This is a genomic window from Curtobacterium sp. PhB136, from assembly GCF_004346855.1.
Taxonomy (GTDB): Bacteria; Actinomycetota; Actinomycetes; order Actinomycetales; family Microbacteriaceae; genus Curtobacterium.
In genome coordinates, this window is sequence record NZ_SMGH01000004.1 from 269,190 (window position 1) to 290,412 (window position 21,223).

Here is a 21,223-nt window from a genome sequence, read left to right on the forward strand (position 1 = left end):
GAACAGGCGCAGGTCGGAACAGGAGCAGGTCGGAACAGGAGCAGGTCGGAACAGGACGGTTCAGTCCACCGGCACGTCGTGCGCGGAAGCCCGGACGCGCCGTCGTGCGACCCACCAGCAGACGCCTCCTGCTGCGGCGAGCGCCCCGCCCACCGCCGCCACGATCCCGAGGTCGGAGGCACCCGTGTAGGCGAGTGCTCCACCCTGCCCCGGTGCGCCGCCGCCGTTCCCGACCGGCGCGACGGTGGGTCCGCCGGAGTGCGTCGGCCCCGGGAGCAGACCGCCGTCGTCATCTCCGTCGCCGCCGTCCCCGCCGTCGCCCGGGGCGTCGGGCTCGACGACCTCGATCCCGACGCCGGGCGAGGGGTCACCGCCGTCGGCATCGGTCGGGGATTCCGCCGTCGCCACGTTCACCACATCGGAGCCGTCGCCGCGGTACTCCGCGTCGAGGTCCGCGTGGAACCGGAAGGAGCGTTCCTCGTCCGGCGCGAGGTCCGTGTCCAGGTCGCCGCCGCAGGTCACCCGCTGCCCCTCGGCCGTGCACCCGTCCGGCGAGTCGACGAACGTCAGCGCCTCGGGCAGGTCGTCCACGACGGAGACCGCCCGGGCGAGGGAAGGACCACGGTTCCGCGCGGTCACGGTGTACTCGAGACGGTCGCCCGGGTGCACGTCGACCCCCGGCGTGACGGTCTTGTCCGTCTCGAGCTCGGCGGACGCGGCGACCGGCGCCGTGGCGGTCGAGGTGTTGTCCGACTCGTCGGAGTCGGCGAGGTGCGGAGCGGTGGCGATGGTGGCGGTGCTCGACAGCTCGCCGGTGGCCCCGGCTTCCAGCGTGCCCTCGAGCGTCACGGTGGCCGAGGCCCCACGGTCCAGCGCGAGATCGGTCGCCACGTCGCCGGTGCCGGTCACGTCGCCGGAGGTCCACCGGACGTCCGAGAGCTGGTCCGGGACGTCGACGGTGAGCGGGCTCGGCGTCGATGCGTTCGCGCCGACGTTCGACGCGGTCACGGTGTAGCTGACGCGTTCGCCGGCGACGACGGGCGGCATGTCGTGCTCCACCCGGAGGTCGGCCGGTTGCCGGACGCGGAGGGAGTCGACCTCGTGCACCTCGGCGAAGGACCCGGTGGCACCGGCGAAGCCGAGCCGGAGCGTCGGCGGGAGCGGCGCCTGACCGTCGCCGTGCAGGGGGACCCGGTCGAGCACCGTGCGCATGCCGCCACCGGCTTCGACCCGGACGGTCGCGGAGAGCTCACCGTCGGCGCCGGGGAGCAGTGTGACGGCGACCTTCCGTGGTGTCGTGCCGGAGGACACCACGCCGCCGGGTGCCGGGATGCCCCGCACGAAGCGGTAGCCATCGACCCCGTTGCCGGAGCCGCGGATCACGACCGAGTCCGGCGTGGCGCCGGGTCCGCTGTCGTTGATCGGCAGGGAGAAGTTGCCGTAGTGGTCGAGCGCGAACGCGGCGAACCCGCCGGGGATCCCCGCGACGTCGCACTTGCCCTGCCCCTGGGTCGCCTGCTTGACGCAGGTGTACCCGAGGCCCGCTCCGGTCGCGCCGACGCCTGCCGGAGCGGCGCCGTCTGCCAGGTACAGCAGCAGGCCGTCGGCGCCGGCGAGGGGCCCGGTGGAGTACATCGCGTAGTCGAACTCGATCTCGAGTCCGGCGGTGGAGGGGAAGGTGTCCGTCGTCGCCCAGGAGCCCGCCTTGCTCGTGGCGTCGTCGGTGAGGCGGAGTCGCCCGTCGAGGATCCGGGCGTCACCGCTCAGGACACCGCCGTCAGCGGTGGCGAAGGACTGGTCGTACGGGAAGGCCAGGTCGGCTGCGGACGCCGACGGGGGTGGCGCCACGAAGGCGGGCGCGGCGAGCAGGGCGAGCGCACCGAGCGACGTCGTGACCGCGACGCACCGCCGGAGCACCCGACGACGCGGTGCCAGGGGAACAGGGCCCAGGGGAACAGGGGCCGGGGGAACAGCGGACGGGTGAACCGGGGCCAGGGAAACAGGGGTGAGTGGATCTGTCATGCCCCGATGGTCGCGATCGGGACGCCACCACGAGGCGGACCCGGGACGATCTGTGGATCGTCACCCCGAGCCTCCCGGCTGTGGAGGACTCAGCCACTCACCGGGCCGGTCAGGCGACCCAGACCGTCGTCTCCCCCGGCAGCACGCCGTCGCCGAGCGGCCCCGATGCCAGCAACACCGTGCCGGCGGGCATCGGCACGGGGTCCGCGCCGAAGTTCGTGTACGACCGCCACCCGTCGTGCCGAGCGAAGCCGACGACGCCGTCCGGGGCGTCCACCCACGCCAGGGTCTCGCCGTGCTGCAGCTCCCGCCGGAGGGCGAACGCCGAGCGGTAGAGCGAGAGCGTCGAGTCGGGTTCGCCGTCCTCCGCCTCGACCGAGGACACGCCGAAGTCCACGGGCTGCGGCAGCTGCGGCGCCACGTCCCCGAAGCCGAACGAGGGCCCGGACCGGGTCCACGGGATGGGCACCCGGCAGCCGTCGCGCCCCTTCACGGTGTGCCCCGACCGGAGCCACTTCGGGTCCTGCAGCAGGTCGCGCGGGATCGCCGCCGCCTCGTGCAGGCCGAGCTCCTCGCCCTGGTACGTGTACGACGACCCGGGCAGTGCGAACTGCAGCAGCGACGCGGCACGGGCTCGCCGGAGCCCCCGGTCGCGGTCCAGGGCCGGCGAGACCCCGTCGGTCATCAGCCAGGCGTCGGTGTCCGCGTCGTCGGGCAGTCCGTAGCGGGTGGCGTGCCGGACGACGTCGTGGTTCGAGAGCACCCACGTGCTCGACGCCCCGGACTGCTCCGACATCGCCAGGTTCCGCTCGATGACGCCCCGGAAGGCGTCGGCCTCGAACGGCGCCTCGAGCAGGTCGAAGTTGAACGCCTGCCCCAGCTCGGTGGGCCGGGCGTAGAGCACGCGACGGGGTGCCGGTGCCCAGGCCTCGGCGATCGCCGCGCGGGGCGGGTCGTACTCGTCGAGGACGGAGCGCCAGGACGCGAACACCTCGTGGACCTCGTCGCGGTCGTACAGCGGGTCGGAGCCGTCGAGCGGCAGGTCGTGCTCGTTCGAGGGCCGGTACGGCACCGACAGGTCCTTCGCGAGCCCGTGCGCGACGTCCACGCGGAACCCGTCCACACCGCGGTCCGACCAGAAGCGCAGGGTGTCCTCGAAGTCGCTCCGGACCGACGGGTTCGACCAGTCCAGGTCCGGCTGTTCCGGGGCGAACAGGTGCAGGTACCACTGGCCGTCGGGGACGCGGGTCCAGGCGCTGCCCCCGAAGTTCGACACCCAGTCGCTCGGCGGGAGCGACCCGTCGGGGCCGGAGCCGTCGCGGAACACGTACCGCGCGCGTTCCACGGACCCGGGGGCAGCGGCGAGCGCGGCGCGGAACCACGCGTGCTCGTCGGAGGTGTGGTTCGGGACGACGTCCACGATCACCCGGATGTCGTGCTCGTGCGCCGAGCGGACCAGGGCGTCGAAGTCGGCGAGCGTGCCGAGCCGCGGGTCGACGTCCCGGTAGTCCGCGACGTCGTAGCCGCCGTCCGCCAGGGGCGACGGGAAGAACGGCGAGAGCCAGATCGCGTCGACGCCCAGGCCGGCCAGGTACGGCACGCGACTCGTGATGCCGGCGACGTCGCCGAGGCCGTCGGCGTCGGAGTCGGCGAAGCTCCGCGGGTAGACCTGGTAGACGACGGCCTGGCGCCACCAGTCCGGGTCCGGGGTGCGCGGGGTGCTGGCGGGGGTCCGTGGGCTCACGCGGCCGAGCGTACCCACGCCGGACACGCCGTTCACGGAGCAACCGGGAATACCTCCCGCTCGCAGGGCATTGGTTGTCGATGAAACCATTCCACTCGGCAACGAGTTCCGTACTGAAAGGTCCATCCATGACGAACGTCCTCGTCCTCGTCGGCAGCCTCCGCGCCGGCTCCATCAACCGCAAGCTCGCCGAAGCCGCGATCCACCACGCCCCAGAGGGCTTCGAGCTCTCCGTCTACGAGGGCATCGTCGACCTGCCGTTCTACAACGAGGACATCGACGGTGACACCCCGCCCGCCGCAGCGGTCGCCTTCCGTCAGGCGCTCGCCGACGCCGACGGCGTGCTGCTCATCACCCCCGAGTACAACGGCACCATCCCGGCCGTGCTGAAGAACGCGCTCGACTGGGCCTCGCGTCCGTTCGGCGCCTCCCCCATCTCCGGCAAGCCGCTGGCGGTCATCGGTTCGGCGTTCGGCCAGTACGGCGGCGTCTGGGCACACGACGACGCCCGCAAGGCTGCCGGCATCGCCGGTGCGAAGGTCCTCGAGGACGTCAAGGTCGCGATCCCGCAGTCGGTCGTCCGCTTCGCCGAGACCCACCCGCGTGAGGACGCCGAGGTCACCCAGCTGGTCCAGGGCGCGCTGGACGCGCTCGCCGCTGCCGCTTCGGAGCCCGCCGCCGCGTAACGCAGCGGCACCCGGTCGCGACGCGACCACCCACCGGACGGGAGGCTCGGTGCCGGACCGGCACCGAGCCTCCCGTCCGTCCGACGGTGCGGAAGACCGCATCCCGTGCGTTCCCTAGACGGTCTAGCAACGAGACGGGTTACCCTGAACCCCATGTCAGCGCAAGAGGTCACGGAGGCGTCCGGGTACTGGTTCCCGGACGACGACGCGACCCAACGCGGCGTCGCCGTGCTGAACGCCCTGCGCCGCTACCGCGCTGCCGAGACGGCGATGCGCCGCCGGACCCGCGACTCGATGGGGATGGGCGAGACCGACCTGCTGGCCGTCCGGTACCTGCTCCAGGCGCAGCGCTCCGGGCGGAAGATCAGCCCGAAGGACCTCTCCGCGCACCTCGGGATCTCCTCGGCGTCGACCACGATCCTCATCGACCGCCTCGTGAAGAGCAACCACGTCCGGCGCGACCCGCACCCCACCGACCGCCGCGCGCTCGTCATCACGCCGACCACCGCGACCGACGACGAGGTCCGCGCCACGCTCGGGATCATGCACCGACGGATGATGAACATCGCCGAGGGTCTGTCCACCGACGACGCCCGCACGGTCGCGTTCTTCCTCGAGAACATGCGCGAGGCCGTCGACGAGATCGACCAGCACTGACACCAGGGCCGACGCCGCGGGGGACACCCCGTGCAGCGTGCTCTGAGAAGACGCCCTGTCGCAGCGCGTAGACCGGAAGGGTCACCGAAGCGAAAGGAGCCTCTCATGCACGCATCGGACAAGATGGCCAAGAACCTCCAGGCGGTCCTCGTGGACCTCATCGACCTGCACGTCCAGGGCAAGCAGGCCCACTGGAACATCCTCGGCACCAACTTCCGCGACCTGCACCTGCAGCTCGACGAGATCGTCGACGCCGCACGCGAGTTCGCCGACGACACCGCAGAGCGCATGCGTGCCCTGTACCTCGTGCCCGACGGCCGCTCCTCGACCGTCGCCGCGCAGAGCCACCTCGACCAGTTCCCCGAGGGCGAGATCACCACGCACGACGCGATCGACCAGGTCACGCTGCGCCTCTACCAGGCGACCGGCACCATGCGTGACGTGCACGACGAGGTCGACGAGGAAGACCCGACGACCGCGGACCTGCTCCACGGCTTCATCGAGCGCCTCGAGCAGCTCGCCTGGATGGTCAGCGCCGAGAACCGCGCCCCGTCCACGCCGCTCGCCGCAGCGATCACCCCGTCGACGGCCGAAGCCTCGGCGCACGCGTAGGGAAGGGGCCCCGTGGACCTCGGGATCCAGGACAAGACCGCGCTGGTCTTCGGCGCGGACTCCGGCATCGGCTGGAACACCGCTCGCATCCTCCTGGCGGAGGGTGCGACGGTCGTCGTGACCGACATCGACCAGGCGCAGCTCGACAACGCGGCGGACCAGCTGGAGGCGCCGAGCGGCAAGCTCCACGCCTTCGCCGCGGACGTCACGAGTGCCGAGAGCCTGGCATCGCTGCACGAGCAGGTGCGGGACGCCGTCGGCGAGATCGACATCCTGGTGCAGTCCTCCGGCGTCACCGGCGCCCAGGGGCTGTTCCACGAGATCGACGAGGACGGCTGGGCGACGACGATCGACATCGACCTCATGGGGCCGGTCCGGATCACCCGCGAGTTCATCGCGGACCTCCGGAGCGGCGGCTGGGGCCGGATCGTCTACCTCGTCTCCGAGGACGCCTCCCAGCCGTACGACGACGAGCTCCCCTACTGCGCCGCCAAGGCCGGGGTGCTCTCGTTCGCGAAGGGCCTCTCGCGCACCTACGCGAAGGAGGGGCTGCTCGTGAACACCGTCAGCCCGGCGTTCATCCACACCCCGATGACCGACACGATGATGAAGAAGCGGGCCAAGGAGACCGGGACGTCCTTCGACGAGGCGATCTCGAGCTTCCTCGACGAGGAACGGCCGTACATGGAACTCAAGCGACGCGGTGAGCCGGAAGAGGTCGCGAACGTCATCGCGTTCCTCTGCTCCGACCTCGCCAGCTTCGTCAACGGCTCCAACTACCGGGTCGACTCCGGCTCGGTCGCCACGATCTAGGAGGGCGTCCCATGACCGACTACCGCTACCTCGTCATCGGCGGGGGGATGGTCGCCGACGCCGCCGCGCGGGGCATCCGGGAGATCGACCCGGACGGCTCGATCGGCGTCGTCAGCGAGGACGTCGACCGTCCGTACGCTCGTCCCGCCCTGTCGAAGAAGCTCTGGACGGACCCGGACTTCAGCTGGGACGACAAGGTCGACCTGCACACCGAGGAGACCGGCGCGGAGTTCGTGCTCGGCACCCAGGTCGTCTCGATCGACCGCGACGGCAAGACCGTGACGACCTCCGACGGCGGCACCTACGGCTACGAGCGGCTGCTCATCGCCACCGGTGGCCACCCGCGCGGCCTCCCCGGCCTCGACCCGTCGGACCGCGTCCTCGACTACCGCAGCGCCGCCGACTACCGACGGCTCCGGGAACTCGCCGACGCGGGGGCGCACATCGTCGTCGTCGGCGGCAGCTACATCGGCACGGAGATCGCGTCCGGGGTCGTGCAGAACGGGGCTCGAGTCACGCTCGTCGACCCGGACGAGGTCGTCGGCGGACGCATGTTCCCCGCGGACCTCGCCGCGGCGTTCCAGCAGCGCTTCGTCGACCACGGCGTCGAGCTCCGCCTCGGTCGTCGCGTGTCCAGCGGGTCGCAGACCGCCGACGGCGTCACGCTCACCCTCGACGACGGCTCCGTCATCGAGGCCGACGCGGTCGTCGCCGGACTCGGCATCGAACCCGCGACGGAACTCGCCGCAGCCGCCGGGCTCGCCGTGCACGACGGCATCGTGGTCTCCTCGACGCTCGTGACCGACGACCCGTCCGTGTTCGCCGCCGGGGACGTCGCCGAGTACCCGGACCGGATCCTCGGGACCCGCCGGGTCGAGCACGTCGACAACGCGCAGCAGCAGGGACGGCAGGCCGGACGGAACCTGGCGGACGCCGACGAGACCTACGACCACACGCCGATGTTCTACTCGGACGTCTTCGACATGGGGTACGAGGCCGTCGGTCGCGTCTCCACGTCGCTCCGCACGGTGGAGGACTGGCAGGAGCCGACCGTCACCGGCGTCGTCTACTACCTGGACGACGACGACCTGGTCCGCGGCGTGCTGCTCTGGAACGTCTGGGACAAGACCGACGAGGCCCGCAAGGTCCTCGCCGAGGCGCACGCGCTGACCCGCGACATGCTGCCGGGCCGCATCACGGCCTGACGAGCCGCGCCGACGCCCTGACGAGCGTCGGTCACGCTCTGGACGCAACCGCCGGGAGGCCCGGTGCCGGTCTCACGGACCGGCACAGGGCCTCCCGGCGGTTCACGTCGCTAGCCGGCCTTGCGCTCGTCGTGCGCGTGCGGACGGTCCCGGTTGAGCTCCGGCGCGACCGCCTCGACGATCTCCGCACGGACCTGCGGTGCGACGGGCGCGACGGCGTCGTCCGCCATCGCGAGCGCGTGCGCGGACTTGCCCGCCTCGAGCACCTCGTCGTCGCCCTTCGCCATCCCGAACAGCTCCTTGAACCGGGCGCGGACCACGAGCCAGGCGTCCCCGGCGCTCAGCCGGGAGAGGTCCGACGCGGTCGAGTCGTCCCGGACCCGCTGCAGGGACGACACCCCGCGGTCGGCGAGGTCGCCGCGGACGTGCGCCACCGCGAGCTTCGCGACCGCATCCGCCTGCGCGTGCATGACGGAGTGCGCTCCGCCCACCACCTCACGCAGGACGGCGTAGGGGAACACCCGGGCCAGACGACGGATCCAGTCGCGCGGCACGAGTGCGTCGTGCTCGCCTCGGACGATGAGGACCCGGGCCTGCACGTGCGGTGCGCGCTGCTCGATCGGGAACGCGACCATCTTCGGGAGCACCTTGCGGAACCAGTGCCAGCCGCAGAGGGCGTACGCGGTGACGGCGTGCCAGCGCACCGCCGAGGGTTCGTGGACCGCTGACCGCACGAAGCGGACCGCGGACTCGCTCATGGTGCGCGCCTTCGAGTCGATGACCGGGCTGATCAGGACGAGGTCGGTGTACTCCGGGTGCCGCGCCGCGACCTCGGTGACGACCTGCGTCCCCATCGAGTGGCCGACCAGCACCGGGTTCGTCAGGCCGAGTTCCTCGATCACGCGCTCGACGGCATCGGCGTAGCGCTCGATCGACACCGGTCCTCGGAACTTGGGCACGCCCGCGAACCCGGGGAGGTCGAGTGCCCGCACGGGACCGAACTCGTTGAGGTTCGGCGCCAGTCGCTCGTAGTACGTCGACGCGATGCCGAGGCCGGCGACCAGCAGGAACGGCCGCTCGCCGACGTCCCCGATGGAGCTCACACGGACGTTCGTGCCGTCGACGGGGATCCGGTCGACCTTGACCACGACGTCGGCGCTCTCCGCGTGTTCCAGCGCATCGGCGTGGCGCGGGGTCTCCTCGTTCACGGGTGTCTCCTCGGGTCTCGGGGGATCGCCCAGCGTACCGTGCGTGTCCCCCGATCGTGGGACGCGGCGGTCTCAGCCCCCGAACGTGTTCGCAGGGAAGCCGTGCACGCGCGTCGGGACGGCGAACAACGCGCCCGAGTGCGGGTGTTCCTCGAGCTGCTCCTCGGTGAGGTTCTCCCGGGCGGTCCCGATGAACAGCGTGCCCATGTCCTCGCCGCCGAACGCGACCGAGGTGGTGTTCGGTGCAGGGAGCTCGACCGTCTCCAGGTGCTGCCCCGCCGCGTCGTAGCGCTCGACCCGTCCGGAGCCGTAGATCGCACCCCAGAAGCAACCCTCGTCGTCGCGGACGAGCCCGTCGTGCGCGGCCCCGACGACGAAGGGCTCGAGTTCGCCGAGCTCCCCGTCCGGGCCGTAGGACGCCCGGAAGATCGTCGACGCGCTCGTGTCCGTGACGTACACCACGTCCCCGTCCGGCGACCACTCGATGCCGTTCGTCACGCCGAACCCGCCTCGGAGCAGGCGCGTCGTGCCGTCCGGCTCGACCGAGTACAACGCCGCGTCCGGCTCCCCCGTCGTCACGTTCATGCTGCCGACCAGGAAGCGTCCGAACGGGTCGCACTTGCCCTCGTTGAACCGGTGGCCCGCCGTCGCGTGCTCGACCGTCGCGATGGTCCTCGGGTCCTCGCCGTCGGGACCGGTGACGACGACCCGGTCGCCGAGGGCCGCGACGAAGCCGCCCTGTGCCCGGGGCTGGAAGCTCGCGAGGGGCGGGGGCAGCGGGACGGTGCTGACCGGCCGGCCGTCGGCATCGGCGGTGTTCAGGGTGCCGAGGGTGATGTCGGCCCAGCGGAGCACGTACTGCTCGGGGTCCCACACGATGCTCTCGGCCAGGACGGCCCCGGCGTCGGAGAACACGCGGACCGGACCGGTGGTGGCGCTCGTCGTCATGCCCCAGGTCTACCGGGGTGCCGCTCCCGCACCACTCAGCGCGGGTCAGATGCGGGCGTACTTCGCCCGGACGAAGCTGAAGACGCCGAAGGCCAGGAACCCGATGCCGATGGCGACGAGGACGAACGCCCCACCGGGCATCGAGCGCAGCGCGTCGAAGGCGCCGTCGAGTCCGGTCGCCTGGTCGGGGTCGCTCCGGACGGCGGCGACGGCGATGAGGACACCGACGATCGTCACGGCCACGCCCTTCGCGACGTACCCGACGACGGCGAGGACCGTCAGGGGCCGCTCGACGGCCTTCGGCGGGGTGACGAGCTGCTTCCGGTACGACCGACGGAGGCCGATGACCACCAGGCCGACCCCGATCGCGATCGCGATGCCTGCGGCGAGCAGGAGGACGAACACCCCGCCCGGCGTCGCGAGGGCCTTCGCCGCGAGGCTCCGGGTCGACCCGCTCGAGCTCTTCCCGGCGCCGAGCGCGTACGAGCCCGCCGAGTACGCGATCACGCCGTAGACGATCGCCTTGCCGGCGTTCTTCGCCCGGTTCAGCCATGCGCGCGCGCTGTCCGTCCGGCCGCCGACGATCGCCTCGACGACGAGCCGGATGCAGAGCGCCGCCGTGCCGACCGCAACGACCCAGAGCAGGACGACACCGCCGGGGACCGCCGCGAGCTGCGCGAGCGCCCCGGACTGGTCGGTCTCGCCGGACTGCGACCCCTGCGAACCGCTGCCGGCCGTCGCGTTCCCGATGCCGAGCAGGATCGCCAGGTACCCGATGAGCAGGTGCACGACACCGCTGCCGACGAACCCGGCGCGGGCGGTGACCTCGAACCACCGGCTGTCCGCCGCACGGCGCGCCTGTCGTCCGGTCTCGCGGGCAGCCTGTTCGGCGGTGTCACTCATGCACACGAGCGTGCCCGAAGCCCCTGCGCATGTCCGGGGTGCGCGCACGGGGTACGGCCGTCGGGGTGCTCCCCGAGGCGGCTCGGGCACGATGGGCTGCATGCCCGAACGCACGCGAGACACCCCCGACGCCTCCGACAACGAGGAGCGCACCGACGGGTACGTCCCGCTCCGCTCCTACGCCGCGATCGGTGACGGCAGGACGGTGGCGCTCATCGCCCGCGACGGGCGCATCGACTGGCTGCCGATCCCCTCGATGGACTCGCCGCCGGTCTTCGCGAGCATCGTCGACGCGGAGCACGGCGGGCACCTCGCCCTGCGTCCGGTCGACGACGGCGCCACGGTGTCCCGGGAGTACCTGCCGGGGACGAACGTCCTCGTGACGACCTGGACGACCGGATCCGGGCAGGTCACCGTCACGGACGCGATGGTCACCGGTGTCGCCGGGCGTCTGCCCTGGGCCGAGATCGGGCGCTGCGTCGAGGGGGTCGAGGGCTCGGTCGAGATGGAGTGGGCCGTCGTGCCGGGGACGCTCCTGAACACCGCCGAACCGCGTCGGCTCGACACCGAGAACGGCACCGTCATCGGCATCGACGGCGTGACCATCGCGATCGTCGAGCAGGGCTTCGAACCCGTCCACGACGACGGCCCCCGGTTCTCCGGACGGTTCACGGCGACGGAGGGCTCGAAGTCGATCCTGACGATCGTCGGCACCCACGACGAGCCGATCTTCCTGCCCGAGCCGGAGCGGACCCTCGAGGGCATCGACCGCACCATCGAGAACTGGTCGACCTGGTCGAAGGAGTTCTCGTACGACGGACCGTGGTCGGACGCCGTCCAGCGGAGCGCCCTTGCCCTGAAGCTGCTGATCTTCTCCCCCACCGGGGCGATCGCGGCCGCACCGACGACGAGCCTGCCGGAGGACCGGACCGGCGGCAAGAACTGGGACTACCGGTTCGCCTGGGTCCGCGACCTGGCGTACACCGTGCACTCCCTGACGAGCTTCGGCCTGCGCGAGGAGACCCACGCCGCGGTCTCCTGGGTGATGCGCACCATCGCCGAGCACGACGAGACGATGCCGATCTTCTACCGGCTCGACGGCAGCAAGGCCGGCGACGTCGAGGAGCGGGACGTCCCCGGGTGGAACGGCATCGGCCCCGTCACCATCGGCAACCGTGCCAGCGGCCAACTCCAGCTCGGCGTCTGGGGCGACGTCTTCGAGATCATGCGGCAGTACGTCCGGGCCGGCAACGTGCTCGACCGGAAGACGGCATCGGTGCTCCAGGAACTCGCCGACGACGCCTGTCACCGGTGGGAGGAACCCGACTCCGGCATGTGGGAGCTCGAGGAGGCGCACCACTACACGACGAGCAAGATCGGCTGCTGGCAGGCCCTCGACGCCGCGGTCGAGCTGCACGACGCCGGGATGATCGACGGTCCCCGGGACAAGTGGGTGGAGAACCGCGAGCTCATCGAGGACTGGGTCGCCGAGCACGGGTGGAACGAGGAGCTCGGCCACTACGTCATGCACCCGGACACCGACGCCCTCGACACGTCGATCCTGTTGCACGCCATGTCGGCGTTCGACCGGGGACCGCGCATGGCGTCGACGATCGCGGCGATCCAGGACCAGCTCCAGCACGGGCCGCTCGTGTACCGCTACTCGGGGATCCAGGACGAGGAGTCGCCCTTCGTCGCCTGCTCGTTCTGGCTGGCGGCCGCGATGGCGTGCACCGGGCGCATCGACGACGCGACGAGCCTGATGGACGCCATGGTCGCGCAGGCGAACGACGTGGGGCTGTTCAGCGAGATGCTCAGCGCCGAGGACGGCGACTTCATGGGCAACATCCCGCAGGGGCTGTCGCACCTCGCCCTCATCCAGGCCGCCCTCACCATCCAGGAGCTCTCCGAGCGGTGAGCGGACGGGCCTGAGCGCACGTCGAGCCCGCCCGTGTGCACAATGGAACGACGATGAACGACATCGATGCACGCATGGACCGGCTCAGGAGGGCCGCCCGCTACCGCTACCAGCAGCTCGTCGACAGCGAGATCGAGCGCGGTTCGCTCGACCCCGACGAGGTGCGGGAAGAACGTCGGCTGCTCAAGGCCGCCGACGTCGCAGCGCATGCCCGGGCCCAGATCGAGGAAGCCGAACGCCGGGGTGTCTTCGAGGGCAACCCGTACCACGGCAAGCCGCTCCCGGGGATCGACGGGCAGCACGATCCGGACTGGTGGATCAAGTCGAAGATCGAGCGTGAGGACATCCGCGGCATCGCGCCGCCCGCCCTGGCCCTGCGCACCGAGGACGCGGAACTCGACGGCGCCCTCGACGCGCTCTCCCGCGAGGACGACGTCCGCGATGTCCTGGTGGACTTCAACGGCCGGGTGAAGGAGGCGCGACGGCAGCTCCTCGGTGGGCCGCCGGTGGTCACGCCGCTCCGGGACGTGGACGCCGAGCTCGTGGCTTGGAGCGCGCGACGGGAGGCTCGGCTCGCGTCCGCAGCGCGCGCTGCGGAGGAGCTGCGGCTCGAGTCCCGACCACGACGCTGGTGGCGCCGGCGGGGTTGAGCCGACCCGAGCCTCCCGGCACGACGCCTGACCGGTACCGCAACGACGAGAACGCCGTCCCCTGGTGGGGGCGGCGTTCTCGTGTGTGGTGGTGGTGGTGGTGCTGGGTGTTACTTGATCTGGGCGGTGATCGTGGCGGTTCCGACGAGGAGGCCGGCCTTGACGGCGTCGGTCTTGAAGGTGCTGTTGAGCAGCTTCGCGGCGTCGGCGGAGACGTGCACGGTGGTGCCGGTCAGGATCGCGTTGTCGCCCTCGAGCTGGAGGGGCTTCAGGGTGCCGCCGTGGAGGGAGAACAGGTAGGCGTCCTGCGCGGCGATCTTGCCGTTGACCAGGACGTCGCCGGAGAGCTTGGAGGAGCCCGGGTTGACGACGAAGTTCTCCAGCGTGACGGTGGTGTCACCGGCCTTGAGGGTCAGACCCGAACCGTTGTGGTCCAGCAGGCCCTGCACGTAGGGACGGTAGTCACCCTTCGGGTTCCAGTACGTGACCGAGCCGGAGGTGATCGGGAAGGACACGGCGCCGTCGGCGAGCTTGGCGGAGCCGGACACGCCGGGGGTGAGCTTCAGCGCGGTGAGCGCGTCGGTGAAGCCGGAGTCGAGGGCGACGGAGGTGTTGCCGCCGAGGACCTCGGGCACCGATGCGACCGGGGCCGGGATCTTCGAGGACGACGACGCGACCGTGTGGATGGTCGGGGTCGAGGCCTGCGCGGCCGAGACGCCGAACCCGGCGCCGCCGAGGATGATCGCGCCGGCAGCGGCGAGGGAGACCGTGGTCTTGGTGAACTTGCGCATGGGAACTGATCCTTTGCTGTGGTGAGGCTTCTCCGGCACGCACCTGTGCGTACACCGAGCACCGGCCGTGTTCGACCGGAGAGCGCCCTGGGCATTTGCCCTGTGCAGATGATTCGGCACCCCTCCCGGAACGGATTGGACGAGTTTCTGGATTCCTTCCGGTGCCCGGATCCGTAGCGTGGGGTCATGGCTCCTGAGCACCTGGCGACGACCGACCGGATCCGCGCGATCGACGCTTGGTGGCGCGCGGCGAACTACCTGACCGTCGGGCAGATCTACCTGATGGAGAACCCGCTGCTGTCCCGCCCGATCGAGCCGGAGGACGTCAAGCCCCGGCTGCTCGGACACTGGGGCACCTCCCCCGCACTCAACTTGATCTACGCGCACTGCAACGCGCTGATCAGTTCCTCCGACCGCGACATGCTCTACGTCTGCGGGCCTGGCCACGGCGGCCCGGCGATGAACGCGAACGCGTGGCTCGACGGCACCTGGCAGGAGCTCTACCCCGGCACGACGCTGCAGCGGTTCTTCCGGCAGTTCTCCTTCCCCGGCGGCATCCCGTCGCACGCGGCACCCGAGACCCCCGGCTCGATCAACGAGGGCGGCGAACTCGGCTACTCCCTCGCGCACGCGTACGGAGCGGCGCTCGACAACCCCGATCTCGTCGTCACATGTGTGGTGGGCGACGGCGAAGCGGAGACCGGCCCGCTGTCCGGCTCCTGGCAGGCGCACACCTTCATCGACCCCGTCGCCGACGGCGCCGTGCTGCCGATCCTCAACCTCAACGGGTGGAAGATCGCCAACCCGACCGTGCTCGCGCGCATCCCCGGCGAGGACCTGACCGCGTACTTCCGCGGTCTCGGGTACGAACCGATCGTCGTGGACTCCGCACGCGTCGACGACGACCCCTTCGCCGTGCACGCGCTCTTCGACGGCGCACTCCGCCGGGCGCTGGCGACGATCGACGACATCCAGGCGGCCGCGCGCGGCCAGGCGGCGCGCGCAGCGGCCGGTGAGATGGCCGGCGCGTCGGACCTGCGTCCGCGCTGGCCGATGATCATCCTGCGGACCCCGAAGGGCTGGACCGGCCCGAAGGAGGTCGACGGCGAGCGCGTCGAGGGCACCTTCCGCGCGCACCAGGTCCCGCTGCCGGCGGTCCGCGAGAACGACGAGCACCGCGCGCAGCTGCAGGCGTGGATGGAGTCCTACCGTCCGGCGGAGCTGTTCGACGAGGACGGCGAGGGCGTCGGCCTCCTCGAGAGCATCCGGCCGGTCGGCGACAAGCGGATGAGCGCCACCCCGCACGCCAACGGCGGCCGGATCCGGACGGCGCTCGACCGGCCGGGGCTGTCGTCGTACGCGGTCGAGGCCGGGACGCCCGCGTCGGCCACCGGCACGCTCGGCCCGTGGATGGCGGCACTCACCGCGCAGAACCCCTCGTCCTTCCGCCTGTTCGGGCCGGACGAGACCGTGTCGAACAAGCTCGACGCGGTCTTCGACGTGACGAACCGGGTCTGGCGGGCGGCGAACAGTGCCGACGACGAGCACATCGCCCCGACCGGACGCGTGATCGAGATCCTGTCCGAGCACCTGCTCGAAGGGATGCTCGAGGGCTACGTGCTCTCCGGCCGACACGGCGTCCTCAACACGTACGAGGCGTTCGCGCACATCATCGACTCGATGGTCGGCCAGTACGCCAAGTGGCTGGAGTCGTCCGCGGACATCGACTGGCGCGCCCCCGTCTCGAACCTGACGATCCTGCTCTCCTCGCACGTGTGGCGGCAGGACCACAACGGTTTCTCCCACCAGGACCCCGGGTTCCTGGACGTCGTCGCGTCGAAGCAGCAGGACTTCGTCCGCATCAAGCTGCCCGCCGACGCGAACACCCTGCTCGCCGTCGCCGAGCACGCCCTCGAGACCACGAACCGCATCGAGGTGATCGTCGCCGGCAAGCACCCGGAGCCGGTCTTCCTCTCGCTGGAGGACGCCGTCGCGCACGCGTCCGCGGGTCTCGGCGTGTGGGACTGGGCGGGCACCGAGGAGTCGGTCGGCCGTGCCGACGTGGTGCTCGTCAGCGCCGGTGACGTCCCGACCGTCGAGACCGTCGCCGCAGCGGACATCATCCGGAAGCACGCCCCCGACGTCGGCGTGCGGGTCGTGAACGTCGTCGACCTGCTGGCGCTCGGCGACACCCGGAAGCACTCGCACCCGGTGTCCGACGAGCGCTACGACGAGCTCTTCCTGCCCGGTACCCCTGCCGTCTTCGCGTTCCACGGGTACCCGTCGCTCGTGCACCAGCTCACCTACCGTCGCCACGGACACGACGACCTGCACGTGCACGGGTTCCTCGAGCAGGGCACCACCACGTCGCCGTTCGACATGCTCATCCGCAACGAGATGGACCGCTTCGCACTCGCACACGACGCCCTGACCCGGGTGGCCGACGGGTCCGACCGGTTCGCCTCGCTGCTCGCGAAGCTCTCCGAGGCGCGTGACGCCGCCCGTGCCTACGCCTACACGAACGGAGAGGACCACCCCTCCGTCGACGGATGGGAGTTCTCCGGGTGGCCGCAGGACGAGCCCGCCTCGGGCGGGACCGGCGGAGACCCGGGCGAGGGCGAGACGGAGGGCGCGGCGCCGGGTCGCTGAGGCCCGCTTCCGTCATCGACGGTCGCTCCACAGCCTGGAGGCTCGGCTCGCCGTCCACAGATCGGCGCACGGTCCACCCACGGCCCGGTCCAGGGCCCCACGATGGCCCACATGGACGGTGCATGGATCGGGTGGACGGGAGCGCTCGTCTCGGTGGTGAGTGCCTGCGGTGCGGTCGCAGCGACGGTGGTGACGGTGCTCGAAGGGCGTGCCGCACGGCGAAATACCGGTTCCTTGGCCCATCGCGACCTGTGGTGGCAGCGTTGGTCCTGGGTTGCCGAACGCGCTTGCTCGTCGGAACCGTCCGGCCGCGAGTCGGCGGCGCTGATGGTCCACGCGCTGGTCACGCGCGAGTGGGTCACCGAGGACGACTGGTGGGTCCTCCGTGAACTCGAGCAGCGCGAGCGCACACGCGAGCCACGTCCAGGAGAGGAAGACGATGATGATCTCTGAGGAGAGCGACAAGGACTTCAAACGACACCTCGACGTCCTCGAGCTCACGACCCCGAAGCTGCTGGCACACCATCACTACGGACCGATGATGCGTGCGCAGAACGCCGAGGAAGAGCTGCGCCAAGCCCGCATGGAATGGCGGGAGCGGCAGGAGCGCGCACGGGCGCGGAAGCTCCGGTACGAAGCGTCGTTCGCCGACTGACCGGCACGGCGTGGCACGCTGGAGCAGTGTCCGACCTCGTGATCCCGGCCCCGTCCGTCCCGACGCTCCCGACGTCCACCGGCGGGCGGTTCCCCGTCCGCCGCGTGTTCTGCGTCGGACGGAACTACGCGGCGCACGCGCGTGAGATGGGCCACGACCCGGACCGCGAGCCGCCGTTCTTCTTCACGAAGCCGGCCGACGCGATCGTCGCGGACGACGCGGACACCCCGTACCCGACGGAGACCGAGCGTCTGGAGCACGAAGTCGAGCTGGTCGTGGCGATCGGCACGGCCGGATCGGACATCGACCCCGCACACGCCCTCGAGCACGTGTGGGGCTACGCCGTCGGGCTCGACCTCACCCGACGTGACCTGCAGGCCGAGGCCAAGCGGCTCGGTCGCCCGTGGGACATGGCGAAGGGCTTCGACGCCTCCGCCCCGATCGGCACGCTGGTGCCCGCTGCCGGCGTCGACCTCACGGCCGGCACGGTCGAGCTCCGCATCGACGGGGAGATCGCTCAGACGGGCGACCTCGCCGAGCAGATCTGGTCCGTTGCCGAGGTCATCGCGACCCTCTCGCGGTTCGTCCGGCTCGAACCAGGGGACCTCGTGATGACCGGGACGCCGGAGGGAGTCGGCCGCATCGAGCGCGGCGCACTGCTCGAGGGCGAGATCGTGGGCGTCGGACGGGTCGTCACGCGCGTCGCCTGACCCGGCGAGTCAGGTGGCCAGATGACGCGGGTGTTTCGAACCGCTGGGACAACTCCGAGCCGCGGAGAGTACCACTGAGCCTGACGCCGCGCGGGAACCCGGCGTCGTGATCACTGGGCGGGGACGACGGGTCGGGGACGACCGCCGCAGCGCCGCCGGATTCGAGGTGCGACGTGCTGGAACACGACTTGCTCGCCACGTCCTGGACATGGGACGGCGACGAACCCATCGACGAGCGCGTCCGCGCCGTCGGTGACGCCGGGTTCGCGGGGATCTCCCTCGCACTCGACGACCTGCACGAGGTCCGCGCCACGATCGGCTTCGCCCGACTCCGCCGGATGCTCGACGACGCCGGCATCGTGTGGGTGCAGCTCGGGACCCTCGGCAACTGGTGGACCTGCACGAGCCGCACCACCGGTGAGGACGCCGACCGCGGTGTGCTGCTCGAAGCCGCCGCCTCACTGCGCGCCTGGCAGGTCGTCGCACGGGCGGACGTCACGCTGCCCGGCGTCTCCCCCACCGCGATGCTCGACGACTGGGGCGTGCTCGCCCGCCAGGCCGACGGCGTCGGCGCGCAGCTCGTGCTCGAACCCGAACCGTGGTCGAACCTGCCCACCGTCGAACGGGCATCGCGGTTCATCACCGCAGCCGGGGCCGGCGGGCTGCTCCTCGACGCCATGCACGCGCTTCGCGGCGGCTCCACGCTCGCCTCGATCCGTCAGGGTGTGATGCCCTCGACCCTCGCGGCCGTCGAACTCAGTGACGGCCTGCTGTCCACACCGAGCGGGATGACGCTCGCCGACGAGTCCCGGGACGGCCGGTACCTGCCGGGCGCCGGCGCGTGGGACATCCCCGGCTTCATCCGCATCGTCCGTGAGCTGGGCTACGACGAACCATGGGGCGTGGAGGTCCGGACCCCGGCGCACCGTGCACTCCCCATCGCGGACGCACTCCGCACCGCCGCTGCCGCCACCCGTGCGGTGCTCGACGCCGCCGACGCGTTCGGCGCTCCGGCGGCACCCGCGATGCCGACGTCGCCGGCCCCGACCTCGGCGGTCGACTTCGAACCGCTGCACCGCCCACGGCGGGAAACCGGCTCAGGCGCGCCCGCGTAACGTCGTCGCCATGAGTGAGCAGGCACCCACCGGAGACGACCGACTGCTGCGGGAGTCGCAGGACACGATCGACGAGGCGAAGGCGGCTGCGGCCGAGGTCGTCGAGCCGTCCGAGGACGAACTCATCGACGAGGACCTCCCCGTCGCGGACGACGCCGAACCCGCGGACGGACCAGCACCCGCCGCCTGATCAGGTGATCTCGACGACCCGGACCGTGACGTCCGTCCGCCGCTGACCGACCTCGTCGGCGAGGCTCGACACGATCGCGTCGCGGACCGCGCGGACGCTCGCGATCGCCGGACGGCCGGCATCCACCGTCACCACGGCGCGGACACGCACCTGGTCGGCCCGGTCCTCGACGAGCACGGCGCCGCCGTCCCGCGGCAGGTCCAGCACCGAGCGGACATCGCGCACCAGCACGGCGAGACTCGGGCCCGGCGGGATCACCGACCGGACGCCCGGGACGGCGAGGGCCGCTTCGGTGGCCATCCGTGACAGTGCCCGCGTGTCGGGTCTCACGACGGTCTCCTCGGGGTCAGGACGTCCGCCACGCGGACCGTCAGGGAACGCACCGGGAACGGCGCGTGGTCGGCCAGCGCCGCCGCGACCATCGTCCGGAGCGTGTCGGCGCGTGCGCGGAGCGGCGCGTCAGCCGTCACCGCGATCGTGACCTCGACGTCGATCGGCGCACCAGCGGTCCCGACGTCGCCGGTGAACCGGGTGCGTCGCACGAGCACACCCGGCACCGTGTCGCCGAGCGCCCGGACGAGCCCGCGGAGGGCCCCCTCGGTCACGACGAGCGTGGAGTCGGGGTCGTCGTCGGGCACCGGGATGTCCCGCCCCGCGTGCGCGGTCGTCCGGATGGTCGCGAGGACCCCCGAGATCCAGGCCTCGTCAGCACCCCGGGCCGCGCGGACGTCCGCCGCGAGGAGGTCGCTCGACGCCTCGCGCAGCGCTCGGAGCCGGCCGAGCGCCCGGGCCGCATCGGGGTCGCGCTCGATGTCGTCGCGCACCGGGTCCTGGCCGGAGTCGAGGTAGTCGGAGAGCTCGTCCAGCGTGAAGGCACCGTAGCGGTCGTCGACGTCGTCGTCGTTCATCGCCACCCCTCCATCTGCGTCAGCACCGTCCGCCTCGCCCGCGCGAGTGCACCACGCACGGCCGCCGTCGACATCCCGGTCTCCTCCGCGATCTCGGCGTAGGACGCGCCGCCGACCTCGCGCATCACCCAGACTGCACGCTGCGCATCGGGCAGGTTCTGCGCGATCCGGGCGAGTTCGTCCACCTGGAGCCGCGCGATCACGACCTCGTCCACCGGTCGCTCGTCACTCGCCTCCGGGACGGCTTCGAGGTCGAGGTGCGGGTGCCGCCGACGGAGCCGGTCGAGCGCCTTGTTCGCAGCGATCCGGAACAGCCAGGAGCGCACACGGTCCGGGTCCTCGACGCGGTCGATGCGCTGCCACGCCTGGAGTGATGCCTCCTGCACGGCGTCGTCGGCCTCCCCGTCGCCGTGCCCGAGGATCCGAGCGGCGTAGGCGCGCATGAGCGGACCGTACCGGCGGATGAGCACGCCGAACGCTGCGGTGTCGCCGTCAGCCGAGCGCTCGACGAGCGAGCCGTCGGACAGCGACGAGAGCGGCTGGTCCTCGGTCAGGAGTCGGCCTTCCGGATCGGTTTCGGGTTCCTGCGTGACGAATCGTCTGCTCAGGACGTCTTTGTGTACGTGCCCATCATCCGCGCTGTTCACGCGCGGGTGACCTGAGCGCGCCGTGGTCGGTCATCCCTGAACGACCGGCCACGGCGCTTCGGCGGCGGCCCGTGCACTCCCTGATCCGGTGCACGGGCCGTCCCGCCAGAGCGGACGTGTCCAGAAGGGCACTCCCCGATCCGGTGCGCGGGCCGTCCCGCCAGAGCGGACGTGTCCAGAAGGGCACTCCCC

22 protein-coding genes and 1 CRISPR repeat array (1 of these 23 running past the window's edge) are annotated in these 21,223 nt (G+C 71.6%); of the genes, 13 read left to right on the forward strand and 9 right to left on the reverse strand.

The window, feature by feature from the left end; translation table 11 throughout:
• Positions 1-60 precede the first annotated feature (60 nt).
• Both EDF27_RS01300 and EDF27_RS01305 read right to left on the reverse strand, forming a co-directional pair.
• Positions 61-1,917 carry a DUF11 domain-containing protein gene (locus tag EDF27_RS01300; protein ID WP_132046845.1) on the reverse strand — a complete coding sequence of 619 codons (1,857 nt, stop codon included), beginning with the start codon at positions 1,915-1,917 and terminating at the stop codon, positions 61-63.
• Positions 1,918-2,131: 214 nt separating this feature from the next.
• On the reverse strand, positions 2,132-3,766 hold the full coding sequence (locus EDF27_RS01305; RefSeq protein WP_243698168.1) for an alpha-amylase family glycosyl hydrolase: 1,635 nt from the start codon (positions 3,764-3,766) through the stop codon (positions 2,132-2,134).
• Between the two features lie 128 nt (positions 3,767-3,894).
• Here EDF27_RS01305 and EDF27_RS01310 point away from each other — a divergent pair, with 128 nt between their 5' ends.
• From EDF27_RS01310 to EDF27_RS01330, 5 genes are all read left to right on the forward strand, one after another.
• Entirely contained in the window at positions 3,895-4,452 is a 558-nt protein-coding gene (locus EDF27_RS01310) for an NAD(P)H-dependent oxidoreductase (RefSeq protein WP_123654666.1), read from the forward strand.
• 153 nt (positions 4,453-4,605) lie between these two features.
• A complete protein-coding gene (locus tag EDF27_RS01315; RefSeq protein WP_123654667.1) occupies positions 4,606-5,109 on the forward strand; it encodes a MarR family transcriptional regulator in 504 nt (167 codons plus the stop codon).
• A 105-nt stretch (positions 5,110-5,214) separates the two neighbouring features.
• The gene (locus EDF27_RS01320) at positions 5,215-5,721 is read left to right on the forward strand and encodes a DNA starvation/stationary phase protection protein (RefSeq protein ID WP_123654668.1); all 507 of its coding nucleotides are present in this window, start codon (positions 5,215-5,217) and stop codon (positions 5,719-5,721) included.
• 12 nt (positions 5,722-5,733) lie between these two features.
• The gene (locus EDF27_RS01325) at positions 5,734-6,534 is read left to right on the forward strand and encodes an SDR family oxidoreductase (RefSeq protein WP_123654669.1); all 801 of its coding nucleotides are present in this window, start codon (positions 5,734-5,736) and stop codon (positions 6,532-6,534) included.
• A gap of 11 nt (positions 6,535-6,545) precedes the next feature.
• The gene (locus EDF27_RS01330) at positions 6,546-7,739 is read left to right on the forward strand and encodes an FAD-dependent oxidoreductase (protein WP_123701247.1); all 1,194 of its coding nucleotides are present in this window, start codon (positions 6,546-6,548) and stop codon (positions 7,737-7,739) included.
• A gap of 110 nt (positions 7,740-7,849) precedes the next feature.
• Here EDF27_RS01330 and EDF27_RS01335 read toward each other — a convergent pair whose 3' ends face one another.
• The 3 genes from EDF27_RS01335 to EDF27_RS01345 all read right to left on the reverse strand — a co-directional run bounded on the left by EDF27_RS01335 (position 7,850) and on the right by EDF27_RS01345 (position 10,798).
• Positions 7,850-8,947, reverse strand: a complete 1,098-nt coding sequence (locus EDF27_RS01335) for an alpha/beta fold hydrolase (protein WP_132046849.1) — start codon at positions 8,945-8,947, stop codon at positions 7,850-7,852.
• Between the two features lie 72 nt (positions 8,948-9,019).
• On the reverse strand, positions 9,020-9,895 hold the full coding sequence (locus tag EDF27_RS01340) for an SMP-30/gluconolactonase/LRE family protein (RefSeq protein ID WP_132046851.1): 876 nt from the start codon (positions 9,893-9,895) through the stop codon (positions 9,020-9,022).
• A gap of 45 nt (positions 9,896-9,940) precedes the next feature.
• A complete protein-coding gene (locus EDF27_RS01345) occupies positions 9,941-10,798 on the reverse strand; it encodes a DUF1206 domain-containing protein (RefSeq protein ID WP_165931303.1) in 858 nt (285 codons plus the stop codon).
• Between the two features lie 100 nt (positions 10,799-10,898).
• On the opposite strand from EDF27_RS01345, the gene EDF27_RS01350 reads away from it, so the two are divergent.
• Together EDF27_RS01350 and EDF27_RS01355 are read left to right on the forward strand one after the other, a co-directional pair.
• On the forward strand, positions 10,899-12,716 hold the full coding sequence (locus EDF27_RS01350) for a glycoside hydrolase family 15 protein (RefSeq protein WP_185021553.1): 1,818 nt from the start codon (positions 10,899-10,901) through the stop codon (positions 12,714-12,716).
• 53 nt (positions 12,717-12,769) lie between these two features.
• Positions 12,770-13,366: a DUF1992 domain-containing protein gene (locus EDF27_RS01355; RefSeq protein ID WP_123701243.1), complete on the forward strand. Its 597-nt coding sequence runs from the start codon at positions 12,770-12,772 to the stop codon at positions 13,364-13,366.
• Positions 13,367-13,476: 110 nt separating this feature from the next.
• On the opposite strand, the gene EDF27_RS01360 is transcribed toward EDF27_RS01355, so the two are convergent.
• Positions 13,477-14,157 (reverse strand): hypothetical protein, encoded by a 681-nt coding sequence (locus tag EDF27_RS01360; RefSeq protein WP_132046855.1) that lies wholly within the window; start codon positions 14,155-14,157, stop codon positions 13,477-13,479.
• A gap of 186 nt (positions 14,158-14,343) precedes the next feature.
• On the opposite strand from EDF27_RS01360, the gene EDF27_RS01365 reads away from it, so the two are divergent.
• The 6 genes from EDF27_RS01365 (at position 14,344) to EDF27_RS01390 (ending at position 19,476) form a co-directional block, all read left to right on the forward strand.
• Positions 14,344-16,806, forward strand: a complete 2,463-nt coding sequence (locus tag EDF27_RS01365) for a phosphoketolase family protein (RefSeq protein ID WP_132046857.1) — start codon at positions 14,344-14,346, stop codon at positions 16,804-16,806.
• 102 nt (positions 16,807-16,908) lie between these two features.
• Complete coding sequence (locus EDF27_RS01370) at positions 16,909-17,259, forward strand: hypothetical protein (RefSeq protein WP_132046860.1); 351 nt, start codon at positions 16,909-16,911, stop codon at positions 17,257-17,259.
• On the forward strand, positions 17,246-17,461 hold the full coding sequence (locus tag EDF27_RS01375; RefSeq protein WP_132046862.1) for a hypothetical protein: 216 nt from the start codon (positions 17,246-17,248) through the stop codon (positions 17,459-17,461). Before EDF27_RS01370 ends, EDF27_RS01375 begins: the two co-directional genes overlap by 14 nt.
• 26 nt (positions 17,462-17,487) lie before the next feature.
• Positions 17,488-18,171 carry a fumarylacetoacetate hydrolase family protein gene (locus tag EDF27_RS01380; RefSeq protein WP_207909546.1) on the forward strand — a complete coding sequence of 228 codons (684 nt, stop codon included), beginning with the start codon at positions 17,488-17,490 and terminating at the stop codon, positions 18,169-18,171.
• Between the two features lie 173 nt (positions 18,172-18,344).
• Positions 18,345-19,286, forward strand: a complete 942-nt coding sequence (locus EDF27_RS01385) for a TIM barrel protein (RefSeq protein ID WP_165931304.1) — start codon at positions 18,345-18,347, stop codon at positions 19,284-19,286.
• A gap of 10 nt (positions 19,287-19,296) precedes the next feature.
• Positions 19,297-19,476 carry a hypothetical protein gene (locus EDF27_RS01390; protein WP_123655406.1) on the forward strand — a complete coding sequence of 60 codons (180 nt, stop codon included), beginning with the start codon at positions 19,297-19,299 and terminating at the stop codon, positions 19,474-19,476.
• Here EDF27_RS01390 and EDF27_RS01395 read toward each other — a convergent pair whose 3' ends face one another.
• Genes EDF27_RS01395 through EDF27_RS01405 form a run of 3 tightly spaced genes read right to left on the reverse strand, consistent with a single transcriptional unit; the run spans position 19,477 to position 21,031 of the window.
• A complete protein-coding gene (locus EDF27_RS01395) occupies positions 19,477-19,806 on the reverse strand; it encodes a hypothetical protein (RefSeq protein ID WP_123655405.1) in 330 nt (109 codons plus the stop codon).
• Positions 19,803-20,384: a hypothetical protein gene (locus EDF27_RS01400; RefSeq protein WP_132046866.1), complete on the reverse strand. Its 582-nt coding sequence runs from the start codon at positions 20,382-20,384 to the stop codon at positions 19,803-19,805. The genes EDF27_RS01395 and EDF27_RS01400 overlap by 4 nt, the downstream gene beginning before the upstream one ends.
• A complete protein-coding gene (locus EDF27_RS01405) occupies positions 20,381-21,031 on the reverse strand; it encodes an RNA polymerase sigma factor (RefSeq protein WP_243698169.1) in 651 nt (216 codons plus the stop codon). Before EDF27_RS01405 ends, EDF27_RS01400 begins: the two co-directional genes overlap by 4 nt.
• 106 nt (positions 21,032-21,137) lie before the next feature.
• A CRISPR array of direct repeats spans positions 21,138-21,223; the repeat unit is 31 nt; unit sequence CAGAGCGGACGTGTCCAGAAGGGCACTCCCC (it continues 160 nt past the right edge of the window).